Genomic DNA, 21,172 nt, shown 5'->3' with positions numbered 1-21,172 from the left:
TTGATACTTGCGAATGCGAGAGCCACAAAGTTACGCTCACTGCTGCCGGAACCCCTTGCCGGCTGTCATCATGAGCGCAGCGAAGGACCTCATCACGTTCGCATCAGGAGGAATACTGCCAACCGTTCAGCGGTGATAAGGTCCTTCGCTGCGCTTAGGATGACAGCGGCCCCGTTACTTTAGCCCCCTCCTCCCGCTAACCATCCTATTCAACCACTCATGCGCCCCCTCCTTCTCCTCGCTCTCATCTTCCTCACCGCCACCACGGCCCGCGCCGCCCGCGTCGATACCCTGGCCATCCCGAGCGCGGCCATGCACAAAACCTACCGCGCCGCCGTGGTGCTGCCGGCTTCCTACGCCAAAAATAAAAAGGCGAATTACCCGGTGCTGTACCTGCTGCACGGAGCCTGGGGCCACTTCGACAACTGGCTGAGCAAAACGCCCGACAAGCAGCTCCTGCACCGCCTCGCCGACCAGTACAACCTGATTATCGTGAACCCCGAGGGCGAAACCTTCAGCTTCTACCTCGACAGTCCCGTGAAGGCTGACAGCCAGTTTGAGACCTACCTCACCAAGGAAGTTATTCCGGCCATCGACCAGGCCTACCGCACCGTGCGCGACCGCAAGGGCCGCGTCATCACGGGGCTTTCGATGGGTGGCTTTGGCGCCTTCTACCTCTCGGCCCGCCATCCCGATTTGTACTGCGCCGCCGGCAGCATGAGCGGCGCCCTGGAATTGAGCAGCGCCAACCGCCATTTCACGCCCGACGAAGTGGCCTGGCGCAACAAAAATATGGCCCCCATCCTGGGCAATGAGGCCGACAATCCCACGTTTTTCAGCGCCAACTCGGTCATCAACATGGCCGACCAAATCCATAAAAATGGCCTGCCCATCATCTTCGACTGCGGCGTGGATGACGGCCTCGTCGACATCAACCGTGAGCTGCACCGCCGCCTCGTGTACAACCATACCCCGCACGACTACACCGAGCGCCCCGGCGGCCACACCTGGGAATACTGGCAAGCGGCCCTGCCCTACCAAGTGCTGTTTCTTACCAATGCATTACAGGCCAACGGGGTGATGGTCCCACGCTAAACTCGGCGCGCATCAGCGGAATAATTACCGCCTTGACCTAAAAACTCCTGCCTCATACTGAGGCAAACAGAAAAAAGGCCCGCTGGCAATGCCAGCGGGCCTTTTTTCTGTTTGTGAATGACCACACCAGCGCGGCAACCTACCGCCGCCGGCCGAAAATGCGCAGCAGAAACAGGAACAGATTCACGAAATCGAGGTACAGCGTGAGGGCGCCCAGGATGGATGCCTTATTGCTTACCTCCTCGCCTTCCGTGATGCCCAGCAGCGCCAGCATCTTCAGCTTCTGAGTATCGTAGGCCGCGAGGGCCGTGAAAATAAGCACACCGACGAAGGAAGTAATAATTTCCACCACCGGGTTATTGAAGAAAAAATTGACCAGCATGGCAATTACCAACCCGATAACGGCCATGCTCAGCAGCTTGCCCCAGCCCGACAAATCGGCTTTGGTGAAATAGCCGAAGAGGCTCATCACGCCAAACGTACCCGCCGTAACAAAGAACGTGGAGGCGATGGACGAGGACGTGTAAGCCAGAAACACGCAGCTCAGCGTCACACCATTCAGCATAGCGTAGCCCACGAAGGCCGCCTGCACCTTGCCCAGGCTCCAGTCGAAAATGCGGGCCGAAAGAAAGCCCACTACCACCAACTCCAGGATAATCAGCCCCAGAAATACGAAAGGCGTACCAAAAACGAAGTTTATCAGCTCCGGCGACGTGGAAGCAAACATGGCAATGCCGCCCGTCAGGCCCAGACCAGCGGCCATCCAGCCGTACACCTGTGCAAAAAAGCGGGCCTGGACCTCGGCGGCTTCTTCGGCCGAAATTTGTATCCGCCGGGGCTCCGGCGTGAATTGGTTGTCTTCCATAAAAACAGTTGGGGTGAAAGGTTGGAACGATGAATAAGTGCGGCGAAGCTACGCAATGGTTTTTCACTTGGTCAAGTGGGGCCGGGCCGGCGCATATCTTCGCCCCATGCACGCTTCCGCCTATCTCACCCTTGCCGCGTTTGGCCTCCTGGCCTGCGGGCAGCAACCAGCCGAAACCGCCACTGCCACTCGCCCGCCTGCGGCCCGTACCGCCCAGCAGCCCGCCCCGGCTCCGTTCCCCGAAACCTTCGAGGCCGGCAGCAAGGGCGCTTACGAAGAGGCCGACGAACCGCTGGCCACCGGGGCCTGGCATTTTCAGGATGCCCTCATTGGCAGCAGCCCGCAGGACCATAAATCCGGCGAGCGGGCCGCCCGCCTGCGCAACCTGGGCCGTATTGCTATGCGCTTCGATGCCAAGGCCGGGGTGCGGCGCATCACCATCTCGGCTGCTGCCTATGGCCAGGACGGTCCCAGCACTTGGGAGCTGTGGCTGAGCCGCGACGGCGGCCGCACCTACGCCCGCACCGGCGCGCCGGTGGTCACCAGCGGCCCCAAGCTCACGCCCCACGTCTTCGCCGGCCTGGCCAACGAGCCGCTGCGCCTGGAAATCCGCAAAACCAGCGGCCCGAAAAACCGGCTCGATATCGACGACATCGTGCTCGAAACCGCTGCCGGCCCGGCCATAGCCGTAGGCGCGGGAGTCACGGGCGGCTATTTCGAGAATCGAAATCAGCCCCAAAACACCCAAAACCCAGTACCCAACACCCAAAGCCAAACACCCAAAACCCAATACCCGGCTGGCACTGGCACCGGCCAGGCCCAGGACCCCAACGATGCCAACCTGGCCTTGGGCAACCCCAGCGGTGCCACTTCCGACCCCAACAACGCGAGCAATTACCTGCTGGTCCACCCCGAATTCACCATCGGCTACAACGCCGCGCGCGGCATTCCGAACTGGGTAAGCTGGCACATCGATAAAGCCGACCTGGGCCAGGCCCCTCGCCAGAACAACTTCCGGCCCGACGCGGCCCTGCCCCGCCAGTTCTACCAAGTAACGCCCGCCAGCTACGCCCGCTCGGGCTTCGACAAAGGCCACAACTGCCCGAGCGGCGACCGTACCGCCGACCTTGACGCCAACGCCAACACCTTCCTGATGACCAACATGGTGCCCCAGGCTCCGCACAACAACCAGCAAACCTGGGCCCACCTCGAAGAATACGGCCGCTCGCAGGTGCAGCGCGGCCAGGAAATCTACGTGATAATGGGCAGCTACGGGCGCGGCGGCACCGGTAGCAATGGCTTCGTCGAAACCCTCGACCAGGGCCGCGTCACGGTGCCGGCCCGCATCTGGAAAGTCATGGTGATACTGCCCGACGGTACCAACGACCTGCAGCGCATCGCCACCGACCCCGCCGTGCGCGTGCTGGCCGTGGATACGCCCAACGACAACAATACCGTGAGCCCGGACTGGCGGCAATACCTCACCTCGGTCGATAAAATTGAAGCCGCCACCGGCCTGGATTTGCTGAGCGCCCTGCCCCGCGTCGCACAGGCCCGCCTGCAAAAGCTGGTAGACAGCGGCCGGGCGGAATAGTTTGGTAGCGTGGACGCTGCGAGTCCACGCATCGTTCTGCCATCTTTCGCCTTCGCGCGGACTCGCAGCGTCCATGCTACCATACGTTATGCACCGCCTCTTCACTTACCTCATTGCCCTGGTTTGGCTGGCCAACGGCCTGCTCTGCAAGCTGCTGATGCTTGTGCCGCGCCACGCGGCCATCGTGGCGCGCATCCTCGGGCCAGCGCACGCGGGCCTGCTCACGCGCCTCATCGGGCTGGGCGAAATCGGCATTGGCCTGTGGGTAATCAGTGGCATAAAGCCCCGCTGGTGCGCCTGGGCTCAGATTATCCTGGTGCTCACCATGAACACGCTGGAAGCCGTACTCGCGCCCGACCTGCTGCTCTGGGGCCGAGCTAATGCCTTGTTTGCCGTGCTATTCTGTGGTTTTATCTACCTTCACTACCTGCGGCCGTCCCGGCTCGCAGCCGCCTAGTTTCACGCATGCTCGCCTGGCTCAAAACCCACCCGTTTCCCGTCGAAGCGTTTTTCGAGCATTCGCTGGTGCTCACCTTTGCCGTGCCCGGGGCCGAGCTGGCGGCCCTGCTGCCCGCCCCGCTGGTGCCCGACACCTTTGCCGACAAGTGGGGCTTCCTGGCCGTGGCGCTGGTCCAGACCCGCCAGCTACGGCCCCAAGGTTTTCCAGCCGCGCTGGGGCAGGACTTCTTTTTGATTGGCTACCGGGCCTTTGTGCGTTACCCCTCGCCCACCGGCAAGCGCCTGCGCGGCCTCTACATCCTGCGCTCCGAAACCGATAAGAAGCGCATGACCCTGCTCGGCAACCTGATGACGCACTATCGCTACCACACCGTCGACATCGCGCAGCAGCACACCGCCGGCCGCTTGCGCATTGCATCGCAGCAGGCCGATTTTCAGGTCACGCTGGCCCCGCCGGCCTCGGAAGTCGTGCTGCCGCCGCAGTCGCCCTTCGCCACCTGGGCCGAAGCCCGGCGCTTTGCCGGCCCCCTGCCCTTCACCTTTTCGGCCGATGCCGCGGCCGGCAGCATGCTGATAGTAGAAGGCGTGCGCCAGCATTGGGAACCGCAGCCCGTGGCCGTAGAGAGCTACCACGTCGGCTTTTTGCAGCACCTCGGGCTCAGCCAGCTGGTGTTGGCCAATGCGTTTTCGCTGCGCGATGTGCCCTATTACTGGAAGAAAGGACGCACCGAGCAATGGCGCCGCTAAGAACCCCGCTGCAAGGCGTCTGGAATGTGGTGCGGTTCAACTGGCATTTCTATCTCGCGGCGGGTGGCGCCGCGCTGGTGCTGGCGGGGCTGTGGCAGGCAGGCCCGTCGGCATTGCGCCCCTACGCCGGGCTGCTGCTGGTTTTGGCGCTGGTGCCCATGCTTGTTTCGCTGCTCATCACGGCCTACATCTACGATTTTTCCGGATTATACCAGTTCAAGTGGCTGCAGGCCGCCGGCCCGGTTCCGGCGGCACTGCTCACAGTCAGCGCCGGGTTCGATGAAATAAGTGCCCCGCTGGCCCACCAATACCCCAATGCTAACCTACTGGCAGCCGATTTTTACGACGCCGCCCGACACACAGAGGTTTCTATTCAGCGGGCCCGCCGGGCGTACCCGCCCTACCCCGGCACGCACGCTGTCGATACCCGCGCGGAGTTGCCGCTGCCTGCTGGTTCCATTGATTTGGCCGTGGCATTTCTGGCAGCCCACGAAATCCGGGATGCCGCCGAGCGGGTAGCTTTCTTCCGCGAGCTGATGCGGGTGCTGGCCCCCACCGGCACGGTGGTCGTAACCGAGCACCTGCGCGACCTGCCCAATTTTCTGGCTTACACCATTGGCTTTCTGCATTTTCATTCACGCCAAGCCTGGTTGGCTACCTTCCGGGCGGCCGGACTGCGGGTTGCGCACGAGGTCAAAATCACGCCCTTTATCACCGCCTTTTTCCTGCGCAAGCATGGTCCTGCAGCTTAGAATTATTGGCTTGGCCCTCGTCGTGTTGGCGCTGTTGCACGCGGCTTTCGCCCGCTACTTCAACTGGCGCACCGAATTCGCACCCGTCAGCCTCATCAACCGCCAGATGATGTACGTGCACACCTTTTTCGTCGCCTTTGTGGTGCTGCTGATGGGCGTGCTCTGCCTCACTTCAGCTCCCGAACTGCTGGGCACGCCACTGGGCCGCCGCGTGGCGCTGGGCTGCGGCATCTTCTGGCTGGCCCGGTTGCTCATTCAATTTTTCGGCTACTCCCCCGAGCTCTGGCGCGGCAAGCGTTTCGAAACCTGCGTGCACCTCATCTTCATCGCCTGCTGGAGCTACCTGAGCGGCGTTTTCCTACTGGCTGGCTTGGGTTGAAGCACGTTATGCCAACTGCTCTAGCTCCGCTTGCGGTCCAGAAAGCGCGTCACCTCCCGCACGTATTTGTCGCCGTACTCCGCCTCGCTCAGCTTATAAAAGCCTTCCCCATGGCCGCCCTCGAAGCTGAGCACCTGCCGGCGCTGCAACCAACGGGCTTGCCGCGCTATCACCACGGAATCGGCTAGCGGCGTGTTGTGGTCGCCGGTGCCGCCTATCAGCAGCCAGGGGCAGTTCACGCGGCGGGCCACCAGCGTGTAGTCGGCGGCTTCGGCAGGCAGCGTCACCGTTTTCTGATAGCGCCCGAATTGCTCGGCCACAATGCGCTGCGGGCTGGCCACGTAGCCTTCGGCAATCAGGAAATCACACCCACCCCGGGCCGCTACTTCCGAGCCCATAATGGTGCCCATCGAGTAGCCGATGATGCCCGTGCGGCTGCGCGGGTAGCGGTGCCGGGCATCGGCCAGCACGGTGCGCAGGTCAGTGCTGAACTCGGGATAATAGAGGTGTTGTCGGTCGATGGCAAAGTCGCTGCTGTGCCCGAAGCCGCGGTAGTCGAACAGGTACACCCTGTAGCCGCCCTGGCTCAGCGCCCGCGCCTGCCAGAGGAAATACGACATATTATTCATGTCGCCGTAGGCCATTACCATTGTGGTATGCCGGTCGGGCACGTTGGCGGCGGGCTCCACTATCCAGCCGGTTAGTTGGGCGTGGTCGGGCGTGGTGAGGGCCGTGGTTTGGTAGCGCAAGCCCAGCGAGTCGGGCGTGGCTATCCACTCGCGGGTGGGTTTCAGCGCACAGGCCCCCAAACTCAGCAATAAGAAACAGCTTACCAGTAAAACGCAGCGCATAAGTAGGAAATGAAAGTGGGGATGAAAGACTGTCGCTACAGACAGCCTTTCACCCCCACCGTTGCAATCGTGCCCCAAAAGGCAGGGTCCGTTAGTTAGTATTAGGTTTCAGTCAATACGGTTTTGAAGCCGGCTAGCGTGCCGTCCATCATTCGCCCCAAAGCGTAGGCGTGGATTTGCGGCCCCGCGCCCACGCGGTAGACCTGCACATCGTTCATGTCCTGTTTCATAAACATTTGCAGGGCCTTGTAGCGGTTGGCCTGGGCTACATCGCCGAGCACGCCATCGTCGGCCGTGTGGTTGCGCAGGAACTGAGTCAACTCTACGGTTTCCACTTTGGCATCGGCGGGCTCGCCCAGCAGCTTTAGCAGCGCGGCGTTGCTGAGCTCGCCGCCCGGCGCGGCGTAGGCCACGGCTTCCAGCGGCGCATCCGATTCGCTCATAAAGTGCAGCCCGGCCACTTGCTTTTGCAGCTCGGCAGGCACGGCGGCGCTGGCATCGGCCCCGGCCGGTTTGGCCTCGGCCAAGCCGCTGCCGCCCTCCACTTTGGCGGCAATGGCAGCCGCCAACTCCTTCATCCGCTCCTCAGGCACCTTGATTTTGGGATTAGCAAAGTTCATGTCCGACACTTTGTTCATCGGAATGAGGTGAATGTGCGCGTGCGGCACTTCCAATCCAATCACGGCCACGCCTATGCGCCTGCACGGCACGGCCGCCTGCACGGCCTTGGCCACGCGCTGCGCAAACACATGCAGGGCCGCCAGCTCATCGGCGGGCATATCAAAAATGTAGTCGACTTCCTTCTTCGGAATCACCAGCGTGTGGCCTTCCACCAGCGGCGTGATATCGAGAAACGCCAGGTGGCGGCCGTCCTCGGCCACTTTATACGCCGGCAGTTCGCCGGAAACGATGCGGGAGAAAATTGAAGGCATGGGAATTGACGCTTGGTTGTTGGAGCTTGTTGCATGGTTTCACGCAGCACAAATAACGGTCTTTCGCGGAAAGCAGCACAAAAAAAGGGCTGCCCCTTTCGGAACGGCCCTTCTGGTAAATTGCCAGGCGCCAAGCACCGGCAACCAGGCACCTATTTGCTAGCGCGAAATCTCCAGAATCTGAAACTGCAGCTTGCCGGCGGGCACCACAATTTCGGCCGTGTCGCCGGCCGATTTGCCCAGCAGGCCTTTGCCAATGGGCGACTTCACCGAGATTTTGCCAGCGGCCAGGTTGGCTTCTTCCTCGGCCACCAGGGTGTAGTCGAGCACCATATTGTTCTTCAGGTTTTTCAGCTTCACTTTGCTCATGATGAGCACCTTGCTGAAATCCATGTTGGTTTCATCGATAAGGCGGGCGTTGCCCAGCACTTCTTCGAGCTTGGCAATTTTAAGCTCCAGCAAACCCTGCGCGTCCTTGGCGGCGTCGTATTCGGCGTTCTCGCTCAGGTCGCCCTTGTCGCGGGCTTCGCGCAGGTCTTCGGCGGCCTTGGCCCGGCCCCGGATTTTAAGGTCCTGGAGTTCGTCCTTCAGTTTTTGCAGGCCTTCGGGGGTGTAATAATTGATAGTAGCCATGGTGGGAACGGATGCGGAACGGAATGGGTAAAAAGCAAGGAGAACGGCTGGCACTGCCAACCGTTCTCCCTTCTTAGGTTCCTGGCAAAGATACGCAAAACGAATTAGCTCCCCGCGTTTGCGCCGAACGTGCCCGCCCGAAAAGCCCGAATTTTCTCCACCAGCACTTCGTTGATGCGGGCATAACTTTCAAATGTCCAGCCGCCTACGTGCGGCGTGAGTACCACATTGGGAGCCGCTCGCAGGAAATCGAACGTGGCTTGCTGCGCCGGGCTGAGGGTATTGAGCTTTTCGTTATCGAGCACATCGAGGGCCGCGCCGCGCACCGTGCCATTTTGCAACGCCCGCACCAGCGCGGCCTGGTCCACTACCTCACCCCGGGCCGTGTTCATCACCCAAACCGGCTTGGCGAAACCGGTCAGGAATACTTCATCCACATAATGGTGGTTGGCTGCCGAATACGGAATATGCAGGCTGAGCACGTCGGCCCGCGTCTGCAGCTCGGCCAGCGGCACCAGCGTGGCGTGGCCGTCGGTGCATACAGCCGGGTCATTGTCATGCGCCAGCACCGTGCAGCCAAACGCCCCCAGCCGCCGCGCAAACGCCCGCCCCATGTGCCCGTAGCCCAGCAGCCCGATGGTTTTGCCGCCGATTTCGGTCCCCCGATTGGCCTCGCGCCGCCATTGCCCATTGCGCACCTCGTGGTCGGCCCGCGCGATGTTGCGTAGCAGCCCCAGCAGCAGCCCCACGGCAAATTCGCCCACCGCGTCGCGGTTGCCCTCGGGTGCATTTAGCAGCGCCACGCCAGCCGCCGCCATCGCGGCTTCGTCGATGTTATCGGTGCCGGCGCCGGCGCGGGCTACGTAGCGCAGCTGCGGGCCGTGGGCCAGCAGGTCGGCGGTTACACGCAACTTGCTGCGCACTACCAGGCCTTCGTAGGGCTTCGCGGCCAGGGCGGCCGGTACCTGGGCGGCCGTCAAGCTGGGTTGGTAATCGATTTCGACGCCGATGCTTTGGAGCAGCGGCTGCAGCGAAGGGTGCATTTCGTCGACGACGAGGCAGAGGCTCATGGTTGGGAAGCGTTAGCGGGCCGGAGCTTCCATGGTGAACTCGCTTTCTGTAAGTGCCATTGCCTCTACGGAAGTGGCTTCACAGTTCATTATATATCCCTGCTTGCGGTCAGTCATGATAAACTTTAGGGGAAGTGCGCCATGGCTGGCTTTTAAAAAAGCGTACCAGTTACCTGCCAAGTGTTTTTTATACAGCTCTGGGTTCACTCGCAGTTTAGGTGAATAATAATACACTGTCGTGATGCCGTCAGTATCAATTTGCAGACTATGACAACCGTAGCCAGCAATAGTCGTCTCACCGGTAAGCGGCTTTATTGTTGCGCCGGGCGTGTCTGTGGCCGCGTCAACCGTGCTATGCTGCCCGTTAATAACGTATTGCATCTGATTGGTCTTAGCCGTATAAAGCTCCAGCATCAGCTTCTTTTCGGTGTAAGACTTATAGTTTTCCCCACTGATGTAGTAGAGGTTCTCAAGACCGAAAATTGGGCTCAACTTTTCGGTGATATCCTGGCCGGCCAGAGTGCTGAACGTGTTGTGGTACACGATTTTGCCGCTAAACCACGGACCATCGGCCGACATGGTAAAGGAGCACAGCAACAGGCTAACGGCAACGAAAACTTTTTTCATTGGAGGAAAATGAAGGAGTTAACTACTGAATTGCACCGAGAAATTAGGCGGTGATGTCGTTGGGGTTCAAATCCGACAACGACGCACCGCCCGCCTGATACTGCTCTACGTGCCGCGTCAGCGCCACAAAATCAGCCACGCTTAGAGTCTCGGCGCGGCGCTCAAAAATGGCGTCCGTCGTCGCCTCGGCAGGGATCCCGAACGGTTTCAGCGCGTTGCGCAGCGTCTTGCGGCGCGTTTGGAACGCCTGTTTCACCACCCGGAAAAACAGCTTCTCATCGCAGTCTAGCTGCTGCACGTCGTTGCGGGTGAGGCGCACTACGGCCGACTCCACCTTGGGCGGCGGGTTGAACACGTGCGGCGGCACCGTAAACAGATAATCTATCTTATAGAACGCCTGCAGGAGCACGCTAAGGATGCCGTAGGTTTTGGAGCCGGGCGGCTCGGCCAGGCGCTCGGCTACTTCCTTCTGAATCATGCCCACCACCTCGCGCACCTGCTGGCGGTTGTTGAGCACGGCGAAAAAAATCTGGCTGCTGATATTGTAAGGGAAGTTGCCGATGATGGCTAGCGGCTGGCCGGGAAACAGCGTGTCCAGGCTCTGCTTCAGGAAGTCGGTGGCATAAATGCGTTCAGCCAGCCCCGGGTAATGCACTTTCAGGTAGGCCACCGACTCAGTATCAATCTCGACCACGCTGGTCTGGTAGGCCGGGTTCTGAAGCAGGTACTGCGTGAGCACGCCCATACCCGGCCCGATTTCGAGCACTTCCTTCACCCCGTTGGGCAGCTGCAAAGCGCCCACGATGTTGCGGGCAATATTCGGGTCGGCCAGAAAGTGCTGGCCTAAGTGCTTTTTGGGGCGGACGGTATTCACGAGAGGAAGATTTTAAAGAGTGTTAATTGCCCGTCGTGTAGGGCGCAGCGCAGCATCCTTACCGCTTCGTTGCAGCAGCATTATTTACTAATGCGATAAAGATGCTGTGCTACGCCCTGCACGACGGGCTGTTTTGGCCGAGTACGACGCACTATTTCGAACGTCAGAAAAACCTCGCTACCTAAACAGTACCTTGCGGCCTCAAATCTACGGCCTTCATCTCCGCTTATGTCCTTAGCCCTCGCTCACGCGGCCGCCGCGCCGGCCCAGTCCACCCAGGTCTTCATCCTGCCCGCTGGCACCACTACCCTGCCCGATGCCGCCGCCGGCGACCTTGTGGCTGCCGCTCGCCAGTACGTAAACGCCGCCCTCGCCGACGAGCAGAAGCTCGTTCATCTCAACCATTTCAGCCACCACCACTACTTCGTGGTGCTCGCCGACAAGCCTACCTCCGCCCAGGTAGCCGAGCAACTGCGCCGCGCCGGCCACACCCTGCACGCCCAGCTGAAAGCCGAAAAAGTAGCCGAAGTTTTCATCCAGAACCTCAGCGCCACGCCCAACGCGGCCCTGCTACTGGCCGAAGGCCTAGCCTTAACAGCTTACCAGTTCGAAGGCTACAAAACCGACGAGAAGTCGCTCAAAGCTCCGGCCCTAAAAACGGTTTACCTGGTGAATGGCCAAACCTCAGTGGCCAAAATTCATGAGCTTGCCAACCTGCTCGCCGGCGTGCAGCTGGCCCGCGACCTCGTTAACGCCCCGCTCAATAAGCTGAATGCCGTGCAGTTTGCCGAGCGCATGGCCCAGGCCGGCGACGAAGCCGGCTACACCACCGACATCCTCGACCTGGCCAAAATTGAAGCCCTGCGCATGGGCGGCCTGCTTGCCGTCAACCTCGGCTCACCGGAGCCGCCCACCTTCAGCATCCTCGAATACAAGCCCGAAGGCGCCAAAAACGAGAAGCCCTACGTCCTCGTCGGCAAAGGCGTGGTATTTGACACCGGCGGCCTCAGCCTCAAGCCCACGCCCAACAGCATGGATATGATGAAGTGCGACATGGCCGGCGGCGCAGCCGTGGCCGGCACGCTCTACGCCCTTGCCAAAAACCAGGTACCGCTGCACGTCATCGGCCTCGTGCCCGCCACCGACAACCGCCCCGGCGGCCTCGCCTACGCCCCCGGTGACGTCATCACCATGCACTCCGGCCTCACCGTGGAAGTGCGCAACACCGACGCCGAAGGCCGCCTGCTTCTGGCCGACGCCTTGAGCTTCGCCAAACGCTACGAGCCCGAACTGGTTATCGACCTAGCCACCCTCACCGGCGCCGCTGTGCGCGCCCTCGGTACCGAGGCCAGCGCCTCAATGGGCACCGCCGAGCCCGCCACCCTGCAAAAGCTCGCCGAAGCCGGCCACGCCGTGCACGAGCGCCTCGTGGAGTTTCCGCTCTGGGACGAGTATGCCGACCACATCAAGTCCGACATCGCCGACATCAACAACCTCGGCAAGGGTGAAGCCGGACACATCTCAGCTGCCAAATTCCTGGAGCGCTTCGCCGTCGGCTACCCCTGGATTCACCTCGACATCGCCGGCCCGGCCTACCTCACCGCGCCCGAGAGCTACCGCGGCAAAGGCGGCACCGGCGTGGGCGTGCGGTTGCTCTATGAGTTCCTGACCAAGCAGCTTGCTTAACCCTCGTTGTCATGCTGACGAAGGAAGCATCTTAATTACGGGTGCTTCTGTCACAATTAACTTACCCTAGCGGCGCGAACTGGATAAGGTCCTTCGCTTCGCTCAGGATGACAGAATAAAAAATGTCCCACAACCTCCCGCGCCTCGGCTTTTCCGTGGGCGACCTCGCCGGCATCGGCCCCGAAGTCATTTATAAAACCCTTCTCGATGAGCGCCTGCTCAAAATCTGCACGCCCGTTATCTATGGCACGGCCACGGCGCTGTTCGATGATTTTCCCACCCCCGCCGATACCGAGCACCTGCAGTTTCGCCAGTTGCGCGATGCCGCTGACATTGCCCCCGGCCGCCTCAATGCCGTGACCTGCTGGGACGAAGATTTTGCTCTCGCCCCCGGCCAGCCCTCCGCCGCCACCGGCGCGGCTGCCCGTGAAAGCCTGCTTTGCGCCGCCCGCGACCTCAAAGCCGGCAAGCTCGACGGCATCGTAACGGCCCCCATCAGCAAAGACAACACCCAGGCCGACAATTTCCGCTACCCAGGCCACACCGAGTTTCTCACCAGCTATTTCGAAGCTCCCGAGAGCCTGATGTTTCTGGTGGACGAGGATGCCGGCCTGCGCATTGCTACCGTCACCGGCCATGTCCCGCTCAAAGACGTGCCCGCCAAGCTCACGGCTGAGCTGCTGCGCACCAAAATCACCCTGCTGCTCAAGTCGCTCAAAAACGATTTTGGCATCCTCAAGCCCCGCATCGCTGTGCTCGGCCTCAACCCCCATGCCGGCGAAAACGGTCTGCTGGGCAAGGAAGAAGGCGACTTCGTGACGCCCGTCATCCAGCAGTTTGCCCACGACGGCCACCTCGTCGTCGGCCCCTTCCCGGCCGATGGCTACTTCGGCACCCAGCAGTTCCGGCAGTTCGATGCCACCTTGGCGCTCTACCACGACCAGGGCCTGATTCCCTTCAAGCTCATGGCCTTCGAGCGCGGCGTGAACTTCACGGCCGGCCTGCCCGTGGTCCGCACCTCGCCCGACCATGGCACCGCCTACGGCCTCGCCGGCCAGTACCGGGCCGACGAATCGTCCTTCCGTGCCGCTGTGTACCTGGCTTGCGACATCTGGAAGCAGCGCTGGGAAGCTGCCCAGCCTCGCTCGGCACGGTAGCATCTTCTCAGAAACGAAATTTTCTTTCTAATTTTGAAACGCGGCTGGCAACGGCCGCGTTTCTGCTTCTATCCGCTCATGGTCATTATCAGCCGAGCCGTGTTGCGCGCTTTTGTATTGGCCCATCCCGATGCGGAATCGGCTTTGGAAGAGTGGTACCACTATGTGCGCGGCGTTGATTGGGCAAATGGTGCAGCCGTGCGGCAGTCTTTTGGTACTGCTGATTATGTTGGCAACCAGCGTTTTGTTTTCAACATAAAAGGCAACCACTACCGCTTGATTGCATCCATTTCTTTCACGACGCGCACCGTTTATATCAAGTTTGTCGGCACGCATCGGCAATACGATGCCATTGACGCGACTACTATTGAGTTTATAAGGCCATGATTATTAACACCCCCGAAGAACTGCGCCAAGCGTTTCGCGAATTTGATACTTTGGAAGCGCAAGACATAGACGCGCATCCGGAAATTCAGCCCCGTGCCCGTGAGTTAGCCGAAGCCATCGAGGACTACGAGCTTCGGATGGAAATTTTTCCCCTGCCGCCCAAGCCCACTACCCTGCCGGCCATGATTGAGTTGAAGCGCCAGCAACAGCACCTTAAGCAAAAGGAACTCGCCGCCCTGCTCGAAGTGCCGCCCGGCCGCCTCTCCCAAATCCTGAGCGGCAAGCGGCGCGTAACCATGGACCTGGCCAAAAAGCTCTACGAGCGCCTGCACATCAGCCCCGAATTCATCCTCAAAACTGCCTGAACAACCGGGAAAATAGCCCGAGCTTTTGGCAAAAAGCCGGATTTTCACTACTTTTGCCCCCTGCTATCCAAGCGACCGTGAAAAAAGAAAGCAAATACGACCTCAACTTAGCCAAGCTGGCGCTGAAAACGCACCACTTTGAGTTCGAGCTGGGTCCCGAATTCTTCGCCCTGTTCGACCAGCCGCTGGTGGAGCAAGGCCACCTGCACGCCGACGTGGAGCTCATCAAAACCGAGCGCCTGCTCACGCTGAACTTCCATATCACCGGCACCGTGCAGCTCACCTGCGACCGCAGCCTCGATGAGTTCGACCAGCCGCTGGATATTCACGAACAACTGCTGGTGCGCTTCGGCGACGAAGCTAAGGAGCTGGACGACAACGTGCTGCAAATCACGCCCGACACCCAGACCCTGCCGCTGGCGCAGCACCTCTACGACTACATCGGCCTGGCCCTGCCCATGAAGAAGCTGCACCCGCGCTTCCAGAACGAGGCCGACGACAACCCCGACGCCGAAACCAAGCTCATCTTCTCGACCCGCGACGAAAACGAGGGACCCGACGACGACGAGCCGGCCGACCCGCGCTGGGCCGCCCTGCGCAACCTGAACTGAATCCGTCAGTGCCCCGAGTCGCTCCCCACTCGTTAACCGCAACTTCAATCCCCTAATTTCAACTAAACCATGGCACATCCTAAGCGCCGCACTTCTTCCGCCGTTCGCGACAAGCGTCGTACCCACTACAAGCTGACCCCTAAGGCCGTGACCTTGTGCCCCAACACGGGCGAGCTGCACCTGCGCCACAAGGCCTACGTAGTGGATGGCGACCTGTACCACAACGGCCAGCTGGCTATCAAAAACTACGCAAAAACCAACGCCGCTCCTGCGGCCGATGCTACCGGCGACGACGAATAGCGCGTTTGGTTGTTACTTCGCGGCACCACTAGGTCCGGCTTCGCTCCTTTTTTAAGCCAGCGGGGCCGGATTTTTGGTACTTTTGATTTTCCGCTGACCTACCTCCAAACACCTCTTTCATGAAAATAGCCCTCGACGCAATGGGCGGCGATTTCGCCCCCCAAGCCGCCGTGGCGGGTGCCCTGCTGGCCGCCGAACAGCTCGCTGGCCGGGCCACCATTGTCCTCATCGGCCAGGAAGACGCCGTGCGTCCCCTGCTTCAGGCTGCCGGCCCGGCCGGAGCCGCGCTCGAGTTCGTTCCCGCGTCGCAGGTTATCGACATGGGCGAGCACCCTGCCAAAGCCTTCCAGCAGAAGCAGGACTCGAGCATTGCCGTGGGCTACAAAATGCTCCTCACGGGCGAAGTCGATGCGTTTTGCTCGGCTGGCAACACGGGCGCCATGCTCGTGGGGGCAATGCTCACGGTGAAGGCCGTGCCCGGCGTGATTCGCCCCGCCATTGCCAATTTCGTTCCCAAAATGACGGGCGAATTCGGCATCCTGCTGGATGTGGGAGCCAATGCCGAGTGCAAGCCCGAAATGCTGGAGCAATTCGGCGAGCTCGGCTTCTTGTATGCCCGCTACGTGCTGGGCATCGAGCAGCCCAAAGTGGGCCTCGTGAACCTGGGCGAAGAAGAGGGCAAAGGCACGCCCATCACCCAGGCCGCGCACCAGCTGCTGAAGGTGAATCCGCACATCCATTTCGTGGGCAACGTGGAAGGGCGCGATATGTTCAACGACAAAGCCGACGTGATTGTGTGCGACGGCTTCACGGGCAACATTCTGCTGAAAATGGCTGAATCCATCTACGAACTGATGGAAGCCAAGCACATCCACGACCCGTTCTTCGACAAATTCAACTACGAAGCCGTGGGCGGCTCGCCCATTCTGGGCATCAACGACAACGCAATTATCGGGCACGGGCGCAGTACGCCTTTGGCCATTGGCAACATGCTGGTGCAGGGCTTCAACATGGCCGATTCCGGAATTGTTGACCAAATAAAGGCTACTTTTAAGTCCTAGCCCCGGTCCCCGGCGGTGAAAAACTTCCGGCTTCGGCCGGATTTTTTTTAGACGCTTGGGCGCTCATTGCCGGGGCGTTGGGTGGCTATTTCCGGCCGCACCGCCGCTCGCATTCCCATTTTACGCTTGCCCCGCCTACTTTTGCCCGTATGAAGATTACTGCCGCCATCACTGGTGTGGGCTCTTATGTGCCCGACTACGTGCTTACCAATGCCGAGCTTGAAAAGCTGGTGGATACCAACGACGAGTGGATTATGTCGCGCACCGGCATTCGGGAGCGGCGCATTCTGAAGGGCGAAAACCAGGGTTCTTCGGTAATGGGCATCAAGGCGGTGCAGCAGTTGCTCGACAAAACGGGCACCGATGCCAAGGACATCGAATTGCTCATCTGCGCGACCGTAACGCCCGACATGCTGTTCCCAGCCACCGGAAACATCATCGCCAACGGCGTGGGGGCCAGCAATGCCTTCAGCTACGATATGAACGCGGCCTGTTCGAGCTTCCTGTACGCGCTGGCCACCGGCGCGCAGTTCATTCAGGCGGGTACGTACAAGAAGGTAGTCATCGTGGGGACCGATAAAATGTCGGCCATTGTTGATTACACTGACCGCGCGAACTGCATTCTGTTCGGTGACGGCGCGGCGGCCGTGCTGCTCGAACCCAGCACCGATGGTTTTGGCGTGCTGGACATGGTGCTGCGCACCGACGGCAGCGGCGAGCCCTACCTGCACCAGAAAGCCGGTGGCAGCCGCCGCCCGCCCACGCACGAAACCATTGACGCCAAAGAGCACTACATCTATCAGGAAGGCGCTACGGTGTTCAAGTTTGCCGTGAAAAGCATGGCTGACGTGGCCGCCCAGGTGATGGAGCGCAACCACCTGGCCAACGAAGACGTGGCCTGGCTGGTGCCTCACCAGGCCAACAAGCGCATCATCGACGCCACCGCCAACCGCATGGGCGTGGGCCCCGAGAAGGTCATGCTCAACATTGACCGCTACGGCAACACCACCAGTGCGACCATTCCGCTGTGCCTGGCCGACTACGAAAGCCAGCTGCGCCGCGGCGACAACCTCATTTTGGCGGCCTTCGGCGGTGGCTTCACCTGGGGCTCCATCTACCTTAAATGGGCATATGATGGCAACCGCGTTGCCGTTAGCTAATGGCCATTAACTGTTAGCTTTGTCCCTCCTTTGGATTTTCGGTTGTTTAATAGCCAAAAGCTTATGAATAACCGCTCACAAAAACACCCACAAAAAAGCTCATAGCTAATGGCTATCAGCTAAAAGTTTAGAAACCATGGCATCAACCGCCGACTTCCGCAACGGGCTCGTTCTTAATTACAACAACGAGTTGCACGTCATCACCGAGTTTCAGCACGTGAAGCCCGGCAAAGGTCCCGCCTTTGTGCGCACTAAGATGCGCAACATCAAAACCGGTCGCACCATCGACAACACCTTCAACGCCGGCGTGAAGGTGGAAACGGCCCGCGTGGAGCAGCGCCCGCACCAGTTCCTCTACAAGGACGACTACGGCTACACGTTCATGAACAAGGAAGACTTCGAGCAAGTGGTGCTGCCCGAGGAGATGGTGCCCTTTGCCGACCTGATGAAGGAAGGCCAGGACGTGACCATCCTCATGCACGCCGAAACCGAGATGCCCCTCACCGCCGAGTTGCCCACCACCGTGGACCTTGTGGTGACCTATACCGAGCCGGGCCTGCGCGGCGACACCGCTACCAATACCCTGAAGCCCGCTACGGTAGAAACCGGTGCGCGCATCCAGGTGCCGCTGTTTATTGATGTGGACACCAAAATCCGCATCAAGACCAGCGACTACAGCTACGTCGAGCGCGTAAAGTAGTTTTTTATAAGCTGTTGGCTTTTAGCTACTGGCTATTAGCTGACGTTCTAGAAAAAGCAAAGAGCTAGCAGCCAAACGCTAGCAGCTAAAGAATATGTCAAATTCGCCCAAAAAGGACGCTGCCATGAAAGCCAAAGAACTCCAGGAGCTGCTCGATTTTATTGCCAAATCGGGACTGAACAAGGTCAACATCGAAACCGAAGAGTTCAAAATCTCGGTGCAGCGCGACCCCAACACCAAAACCGTATTCGGCACGGCAGCGCCGGTAGTGGCACCTGCGGCCCCGGCCCCGGTAGCTGCCGCTCCTGCATCGGTTCCGGCGGCCGCTGCCGCTACTCCGGCCACCGCCGCAGAAGCTCCTGCTGGCAACTATAAGCCCCTGAAAGCGCCCATGATTGGCACTTTCTACCGCAGCAGCGGCCCCGAAGCACCTGCTTTTGTGCAGGTAGGCGATATGGTGGAGAAAGGCCAGGTTATCTGCATCATTGAGGCGATGAAGCTGTTCAACGAAATTGAAGCCGAAGAAAGCGGCCGCATTGTGAAGGCGCTGGTGGACAACGCCACGCCGGTAGAATACGACCAGCCGCTGTTTTTGATTGAGTAGAAGGAACTTGGGGGCTTGGGGACTTCGGGACTTGGATTTTTTGCGTACGGCGAAAAATCTATTGCCCGAGTCCCCAAGCCTTTTTTTGTGCGCTTTGGCCCCCGTTGCCGCCCTTATACTCTCCCACCCAAGTCCCTAAGACCCTAAGTCCCCATGTTTAAGAAAATACTCATCGCCAACCGGGGCGAAATTGCCCTGCGCATTATCCGCACCTGCAAGGAAATGGGCATCAAAACGGTGGCCGTGTACTCGACTGCCGATAAGGAAAGCCTGCACGTGAAGTTTGCTGATGAGGCCGTGTGCATCGGGCCGCCGGCCTCCAAAGACAGCTACCTGAGCATGCCCAACCTGATTGCGGCCTGCGAAATCACCAACGCCGACGCCATTCACCCCGGCTACGGTTTCCTGAGCGAAAACGCGGAATTCTCGCGCATCTGCGCCGAGAATGGCATCAAGTTCATCGGGGCCTCGCCTGAGATGATTAACCAGATGGGCGACAAGGCCACGGCCAAGGCAACCATGATTAAGGCCGGGGTGCCGGTGGTGCCGGGCTCGCAAGGCCTGCTCGAATCGGTGGAGCAGGGCAAGAAAATTGCCAATAAAATCAAGTACCCCGTCATCATCAAGGCCACGGCCGGGGGCGGCGGGCGCGGCATGCGCATTATTCACTCCGACGACGAATTCCAGAAACACTGGGACGACGCGCGCACGGAATCGAAGGCCGCGTTTGGCAACGACGGCATGTATCTGGAGAAGTACGTGGTGCAGCCGCGCCACATCGAGGTGCAGATTGCCGGCGACCAGTTTGGGCACGTGTGCCATCTCTCGGAACGCGACTGCAGCATTCAGCGCCGCCACCAGAAGCTGGTGGAGGAGGCACCCTCGCCGTTTATGACCGACGAACTGCGCGAGAAAATGGGCAAAGCGGCCATTGCGGGCGCGGCGGCTATTGGCTACGAGGGCGTGGGCACCATCGAATTTCTGGTGGATGCCAACCGGGATTTCTACTTCATGGAGATGAACACCCGCATCCAGGTAGAGCACCCCGTGACGGAGGAAGTTATCAACTTCGACCTCATCAAGGAGCAGATTAAGATTGCGGCGGGCATCCCGATTTCGGGCAAGAACTACTACCCCAAGATGCACGCCATGGAGTGCCGCATCAACGCCGAAGACCCGCGCAACGGCTTCCGGCCCGCGCCCGGCCGCATCACCACGCTGCACATCCCCGGCGGCCATGGCGTGCGCGTGGATACGCACGTGTATGCCGGCTACCAGATTCCGCCCAACTACGACTCGATGATTGCCAAGCTCATCACCGTGGCCCAGACCCGGGAGGAGTGCATTGTGAAAATGAAACGCGCCCTGAGCGAGTTTGTGGTGGAAGGCGTGAAAACGACCATCCCCTTCCACCTCGCCCTGATGGACAACGCGGACTTCAAGGAGGGGAATTTCACGACGGCTTTCCTGGAGCAGTCGTTTGATTTCTCGACGATTTAGACTCCGGAATTTTATCCGAAACGCCACTCAAAGAAATAGAAGTAAAGCGCGGTTATTGGCTTTACGATGGAGTAATACGGAAATCAGTCGTGATTTCCTGTATTAATCACGATGTCTATTACGAGTTAGAGAAGGATGAGGGCTTTGATTTGTCTGATGAAACACCTAATCTGAACGAGAAAGGAGAATCCTATCTTATTAGATGGCCTGCCAAAGGCTTTGTGATTGGTACAGGTTCATTTTCTCTTGGTGGTTTAACCCTTGAAGAGGCTGTTGCTGAAGCAGAGCGAATCGTGCAACAGAAAATTAACTGGTTAAATAACTGGTTAAACTAGTCCCCTTGCTTTTAGAATGTCGCTAAGTACTTGCTTGATACTGTCGAAAAGTCGCGCTTTTCTGAAATTATTCCTAGCAATTCTTGTCATTGCAACAGGCACTATTGCAGGCTGCGCCGATTCCTGCAACGGCAGCATCGAAACCACGGTGCTCTTTGCCAAGCCGGGGCCTAAGGGCGTGGGCCGCAACATTTACGTGGACGTGGTGAACAAGCCCGACCTGGGCATCAAGCAAACCCTGATGTACGAGGGCAAGGAATTCGGCACGTTCAACCACGTTGTCATCATCAACGACCCTACCAGTCGGTATGCATCGAACCGCACTATTTGCTTTTCGAAGTTTGAGAAAAATGCGGCCGAAACGGGTGGCGACTTAACAGAAGAAGGGCTGCCGGAAATTACGGTGACGCAGTAGCGCATTGCCAAGC

At 59.7% G+C, this 21,172-nt stretch carries 26 protein-coding genes; 19 read left to right on the top strand and 7 right to left on the bottom strand.

The window, feature by feature from the left end; genetic code table 11:
- The first annotated feature begins 219 nt into the window (after nucleotides 1-219).
- Nucleotides 220-1,095 (top strand): alpha/beta hydrolase, encoded by an 876-nt coding sequence (locus I7X13_RS02255; protein ID WP_198074181.1) that lies wholly within the window; start codon nucleotides 220-222, stop codon nucleotides 1,093-1,095.
- Between the two features lie 139 nt (nucleotides 1,096-1,234).
- Here I7X13_RS02255 and I7X13_RS02250 read toward each other — a convergent pair whose 3' ends face one another.
- Nucleotides 1,235-1,960, bottom strand: coding sequence for a Bax inhibitor-1/YccA family protein (locus I7X13_RS02250; RefSeq protein WP_198074180.1), 726 nt, complete (start codon nucleotides 1,958-1,960; stop codon nucleotides 1,235-1,237).
- 106 nt (nucleotides 1,961-2,066) lie between these two features.
- On the opposite strand from I7X13_RS02250, the gene I7X13_RS02245 reads away from it, so the two are divergent.
- From I7X13_RS02245 to I7X13_RS02225, 5 genes are all read left to right on the top strand, one after another.
- Nucleotides 2,067-3,554, top strand: a complete 1,488-nt coding sequence (locus I7X13_RS02245; RefSeq protein ID WP_233454637.1) for a DNA/RNA non-specific endonuclease — start codon at nucleotides 2,067-2,069, stop codon at nucleotides 3,552-3,554.
- 88 nt (nucleotides 3,555-3,642) lie between these two features.
- Nucleotides 3,643-4,011: a DoxX-like family protein gene (locus tag I7X13_RS02240; RefSeq protein ID WP_233454636.1), complete on the top strand. Its 369-nt coding sequence runs from the start codon at nucleotides 3,643-3,645 to the stop codon at nucleotides 4,009-4,011.
- Between the two features lie 8 nt (nucleotides 4,012-4,019).
- Nucleotides 4,020-4,760, top strand: coding sequence for a DUF2071 domain-containing protein (locus I7X13_RS02235; protein WP_198074178.1), 741 nt, complete (start codon nucleotides 4,020-4,022; stop codon nucleotides 4,758-4,760).
- Nucleotides 4,748-5,512, top strand: coding sequence for a class I SAM-dependent methyltransferase (locus tag I7X13_RS02230; protein WP_198074177.1), 765 nt, complete (start codon nucleotides 4,748-4,750; stop codon nucleotides 5,510-5,512). Before I7X13_RS02235 ends, I7X13_RS02230 begins: the two co-directional genes overlap by 13 nt.
- On the top strand, nucleotides 5,496-5,891 hold the full coding sequence (locus tag I7X13_RS02225) for a hypothetical protein (protein ID WP_198074176.1): 396 nt from the start codon (nucleotides 5,496-5,498) through the stop codon (nucleotides 5,889-5,891). Before I7X13_RS02230 ends, I7X13_RS02225 begins: the two co-directional genes overlap by 17 nt.
- A 20-nt stretch (nucleotides 5,892-5,911) precedes the next feature.
- Here I7X13_RS02225 and I7X13_RS02220 read toward each other — a convergent pair whose 3' ends face one another.
- The 6 genes from I7X13_RS02220 to rsmA all read right to left on the bottom strand — a co-directional run bounded on the left by I7X13_RS02220 (nucleotide 5,912) and on the right by rsmA (nucleotide 10,878).
- Nucleotides 5,912-6,742 carry an alpha/beta hydrolase gene (locus I7X13_RS02220; RefSeq protein WP_198074175.1) on the bottom strand — a complete coding sequence of 277 codons (831 nt, stop codon included), beginning with the start codon at nucleotides 6,740-6,742 and terminating at the stop codon, nucleotides 5,912-5,914.
- A gap of 101 nt (nucleotides 6,743-6,843) precedes the next feature.
- A complete protein-coding gene (locus I7X13_RS21860; RefSeq protein ID WP_198074174.1) occupies nucleotides 6,844-7,674 on the bottom strand; it encodes a nuclease A inhibitor family protein in 831 nt (276 codons plus the stop codon).
- Between the two features lie 159 nt (nucleotides 7,675-7,833).
- Nucleotides 7,834-8,307: a transcription elongation factor GreA gene (gene greA, locus I7X13_RS02210; RefSeq protein WP_198068144.1), complete on the bottom strand. Its 474-nt coding sequence runs from the start codon at nucleotides 8,305-8,307 to the stop codon at nucleotides 7,834-7,836.
- Nucleotides 8,308-8,411: 104 nt separating this feature from the next.
- Nucleotides 8,412-9,377, bottom strand: a complete 966-nt coding sequence (locus tag I7X13_RS02205) for an NAD(P)-dependent oxidoreductase (protein WP_198074173.1) — start codon at nucleotides 9,375-9,377, stop codon at nucleotides 8,412-8,414.
- 12 nt (nucleotides 9,378-9,389) lie between these two features.
- Nucleotides 9,390-10,004, bottom strand: coding sequence for a hypothetical protein (locus I7X13_RS02200; protein ID WP_198068142.1), 615 nt, complete (start codon nucleotides 10,002-10,004; stop codon nucleotides 9,390-9,392).
- Nucleotides 10,005-10,047: 43 nt separating this feature from the next.
- A complete protein-coding gene (gene rsmA / locus I7X13_RS02195; protein ID WP_198074172.1) occupies nucleotides 10,048-10,878 on the bottom strand; it encodes a 16S rRNA (adenine(1518)-N(6)/adenine(1519)-N(6))-dimethyltransferase RsmA in 831 nt (276 codons plus the stop codon).
- A 228-nt stretch (nucleotides 10,879-11,106) separates the two neighbouring features.
- Here rsmA and I7X13_RS02190 point away from each other — a divergent pair, with 228 nt between their 5' ends.
- The 13 genes from I7X13_RS02190 (at nucleotide 11,107) to I7X13_RS02130 (ending at nucleotide 21,159) form a co-directional block, all read left to right on the top strand.
- Nucleotides 11,107-12,564, top strand: coding sequence for a leucyl aminopeptidase family protein (locus I7X13_RS02190; protein WP_198068140.1), 1,458 nt, complete (start codon nucleotides 11,107-11,109; stop codon nucleotides 12,562-12,564).
- Between the two features lie 122 nt (nucleotides 12,565-12,686).
- The gene (gene pdxA, locus I7X13_RS02185; RefSeq protein WP_198074171.1) at nucleotides 12,687-13,721 is read left to right on the top strand and encodes a 4-hydroxythreonine-4-phosphate dehydrogenase PdxA; all 1,035 of its coding nucleotides are present in this window, start codon (nucleotides 12,687-12,689) and stop codon (nucleotides 13,719-13,721) included.
- Nucleotides 13,722-13,799: 78 nt separating this feature from the next.
- Nucleotides 13,800-14,108 carry a type II toxin-antitoxin system HigB family toxin gene (locus tag I7X13_RS02180; RefSeq protein ID WP_198068138.1) on the top strand — a complete coding sequence of 103 codons (309 nt, stop codon included), beginning with the start codon at nucleotides 13,800-13,802 and terminating at the stop codon, nucleotides 14,106-14,108.
- Entirely contained in the window at nucleotides 14,105-14,473 is a 369-nt protein-coding gene (locus I7X13_RS02175) for a helix-turn-helix domain-containing protein (RefSeq protein ID WP_198068137.1), read from the top strand. The genes I7X13_RS02180 and I7X13_RS02175 overlap by 4 nt, the downstream gene beginning before the upstream one ends.
- A 77-nt stretch (nucleotides 14,474-14,550) precedes the next feature.
- Nucleotides 14,551-15,084 (top strand): YceD family protein, encoded by a 534-nt coding sequence (locus I7X13_RS02170; RefSeq protein WP_198068136.1) that lies wholly within the window; start codon nucleotides 14,551-14,553, stop codon nucleotides 15,082-15,084.
- Nucleotides 15,085-15,153: 69 nt separating this feature from the next.
- The gene (gene rpmF, locus I7X13_RS02165; RefSeq protein ID WP_198068135.1) at nucleotides 15,154-15,384 is read left to right on the top strand and encodes a 50S ribosomal protein L32; all 231 of its coding nucleotides are present in this window, start codon (nucleotides 15,154-15,156) and stop codon (nucleotides 15,382-15,384) included.
- 119 nt (nucleotides 15,385-15,503) lie between these two features.
- Nucleotides 15,504-16,445 carry a phosphate acyltransferase PlsX gene (gene plsX, locus I7X13_RS02160; protein ID WP_198068134.1) on the top strand — a complete coding sequence of 314 codons (942 nt, stop codon included), beginning with the start codon at nucleotides 15,504-15,506 and terminating at the stop codon, nucleotides 16,443-16,445.
- A 149-nt stretch (nucleotides 16,446-16,594) separates the two neighbouring features.
- A complete protein-coding gene (locus I7X13_RS02155; protein WP_198068133.1) occupies nucleotides 16,595-17,605 on the top strand; it encodes a beta-ketoacyl-ACP synthase III in 1,011 nt (336 codons plus the stop codon).
- A gap of 136 nt (nucleotides 17,606-17,741) precedes the next feature.
- On the top strand, nucleotides 17,742-18,305 hold the full coding sequence (efp, locus tag I7X13_RS02150) for an elongation factor P (RefSeq protein WP_190922262.1): 564 nt from the start codon (nucleotides 17,742-17,744) through the stop codon (nucleotides 18,303-18,305).
- Nucleotides 18,306-18,429: 124 nt separating this feature from the next.
- Entirely contained in the window at nucleotides 18,430-18,909 is a 480-nt protein-coding gene (gene accB / locus I7X13_RS02145) for an acetyl-CoA carboxylase biotin carboxyl carrier protein (protein ID WP_198068993.1), read from the top strand.
- A gap of 153 nt (nucleotides 18,910-19,062) precedes the next feature.
- Nucleotides 19,063-20,409 (top strand): acetyl-CoA carboxylase biotin carboxylase subunit, encoded by a 1,347-nt coding sequence (gene accC, locus I7X13_RS02140; RefSeq protein WP_198068132.1) that lies wholly within the window; start codon nucleotides 19,063-19,065, stop codon nucleotides 20,407-20,409.
- Between the two features lie 89 nt (nucleotides 20,410-20,498).
- Nucleotides 20,499-20,744: a hypothetical protein gene (locus I7X13_RS02135; RefSeq protein ID WP_198074170.1), complete on the top strand. Its 246-nt coding sequence runs from the start codon at nucleotides 20,499-20,501 to the stop codon at nucleotides 20,742-20,744.
- Between the two features lie 16 nt (nucleotides 20,745-20,760).
- Nucleotides 20,761-21,159 (top strand): hypothetical protein, encoded by a 399-nt coding sequence (locus tag I7X13_RS02130; RefSeq protein WP_213019004.1) that lies wholly within the window; start codon nucleotides 20,761-20,763, stop codon nucleotides 21,157-21,159.
- Nucleotides 21,160-21,172: the final 13 nt, after the last annotated feature.

Source organism: Hymenobacter negativus, from assembly GCF_016056375.1.
In the GTDB taxonomy this organism is placed as follows: Bacteria; Bacteroidota; Bacteroidia; order Cytophagales; family Hymenobacteraceae; genus Hymenobacter; species Hymenobacter negativus_A.
Note: the sequence above shows the minus strand (reverse complement) of the source record. Positions and strands in the feature narration are given on the sequence as shown.

What these genes read in the sequence shown, in the direction of transcription:
- I7X13_RS02255 (WP_198074181.1), top strand. Translation starts at nt 220, where the DNA reads ATGCGCCCCCTCCTTCTCCTCGCTCTCATCTTCCTCACCGCCACCACG.
- I7X13_RS02250 (WP_198074180.1), bottom strand. Translation starts at nt 1,960, where the DNA reads ATGGAAGACAACCAATTCACGCCGGAGCCCCGGCGGATACAAATTTCG.
- I7X13_RS02245 (WP_233454637.1), top strand. Translation starts at nt 2,067, where the DNA reads ATGCACGCTTCCGCCTATCTCACCCTTGCCGCGTTTGGCCTCCTGGCC.
- I7X13_RS02240 (WP_233454636.1), top strand. Translation starts at nt 3,643, where the DNA reads ATGCACCGCCTCTTCACTTACCTCATTGCCCTGGTTTGGCTGGCCAAC.
- I7X13_RS02235 (WP_198074178.1), top strand. Translation starts at nt 4,020, where the DNA reads ATGCTCGCCTGGCTCAAAACCCACCCGTTTCCCGTCGAAGCGTTTTTC.
- I7X13_RS02230 (WP_198074177.1), top strand. Translation starts at nt 4,748, where the DNA reads ATGGCGCCGCTAAGAACCCCGCTGCAAGGCGTCTGGAATGTGGTGCGG.
- I7X13_RS02225 (WP_198074176.1), top strand. Translation starts at nt 5,496, where the DNA reads ATGGTCCTGCAGCTTAGAATTATTGGCTTGGCCCTCGTCGTGTTGGCG.
- I7X13_RS02220 (WP_198074175.1), bottom strand. Translation starts at nt 6,742, where the DNA reads ATGCGCTGCGTTTTACTGGTAAGCTGTTTCTTATTGCTGAGTTTGGGG.
- I7X13_RS21860 (WP_198074174.1), bottom strand. Translation starts at nt 7,674, where the DNA reads ATGCCTTCAATTTTCTCCCGCATCGTTTCCGGCGAACTGCCGGCGTAT.
- greA (WP_198068144.1), bottom strand. Translation starts at nt 8,307, where the DNA reads ATGGCTACTATCAATTATTACACCCCCGAAGGCCTGCAAAAACTGAAG.
- I7X13_RS02205 (WP_198074173.1), bottom strand. Translation starts at nt 9,377, where the DNA reads ATGAGCCTCTGCCTCGTCGTCGACGAAATGCACCCTTCGCTGCAGCCG.
- I7X13_RS02200 (WP_198068142.1), bottom strand. Translation starts at nt 10,004, where the DNA reads ATGAAAAAAGTTTTCGTTGCCGTTAGCCTGTTGCTGTGCTCCTTTACC.
- I7X13_RS02190 (WP_198068140.1), top strand. Translation starts at nt 11,107, where the DNA reads ATGTCCTTAGCCCTCGCTCACGCGGCCGCCGCGCCGGCCCAGTCCACC.
- pdxA (WP_198074171.1), top strand. Translation starts at nt 12,687, where the DNA reads ATGTCCCACAACCTCCCGCGCCTCGGCTTTTCCGTGGGCGACCTCGCC.
- I7X13_RS02180 (WP_198068138.1), top strand. Translation starts at nt 13,800, where the DNA reads ATGGTCATTATCAGCCGAGCCGTGTTGCGCGCTTTTGTATTGGCCCAT.
- I7X13_RS02175 (WP_198068137.1), top strand. Translation starts at nt 14,105, where the DNA reads ATGATTATTAACACCCCCGAAGAACTGCGCCAAGCGTTTCGCGAATTT.
- rpmF (WP_198068135.1), top strand. Translation starts at nt 15,154, where the DNA reads ATGGCACATCCTAAGCGCCGCACTTCTTCCGCCGTTCGCGACAAGCGT.
- plsX (WP_198068134.1), top strand. Translation starts at nt 15,504, where the DNA reads ATGAAAATAGCCCTCGACGCAATGGGCGGCGATTTCGCCCCCCAAGCC.
- I7X13_RS02155 (WP_198068133.1), top strand. Translation starts at nt 16,595, where the DNA reads ATGAAGATTACTGCCGCCATCACTGGTGTGGGCTCTTATGTGCCCGAC.
- efp (WP_190922262.1), top strand. Translation starts at nt 17,742, where the DNA reads ATGGCATCAACCGCCGACTTCCGCAACGGGCTCGTTCTTAATTACAAC.
- accB (WP_198068993.1), top strand. Translation starts at nt 18,430, where the DNA reads ATGAAAGCCAAAGAACTCCAGGAGCTGCTCGATTTTATTGCCAAATCG.
- accC (WP_198068132.1), top strand. Translation starts at nt 19,063, where the DNA reads ATGTTTAAGAAAATACTCATCGCCAACCGGGGCGAAATTGCCCTGCGC.
- I7X13_RS02130 (WP_213019004.1), top strand. Translation starts at nt 20,761, where the DNA reads ATGTCGCTAAGTACTTGCTTGATACTGTCGAAAAGTCGCGCTTTTCTG.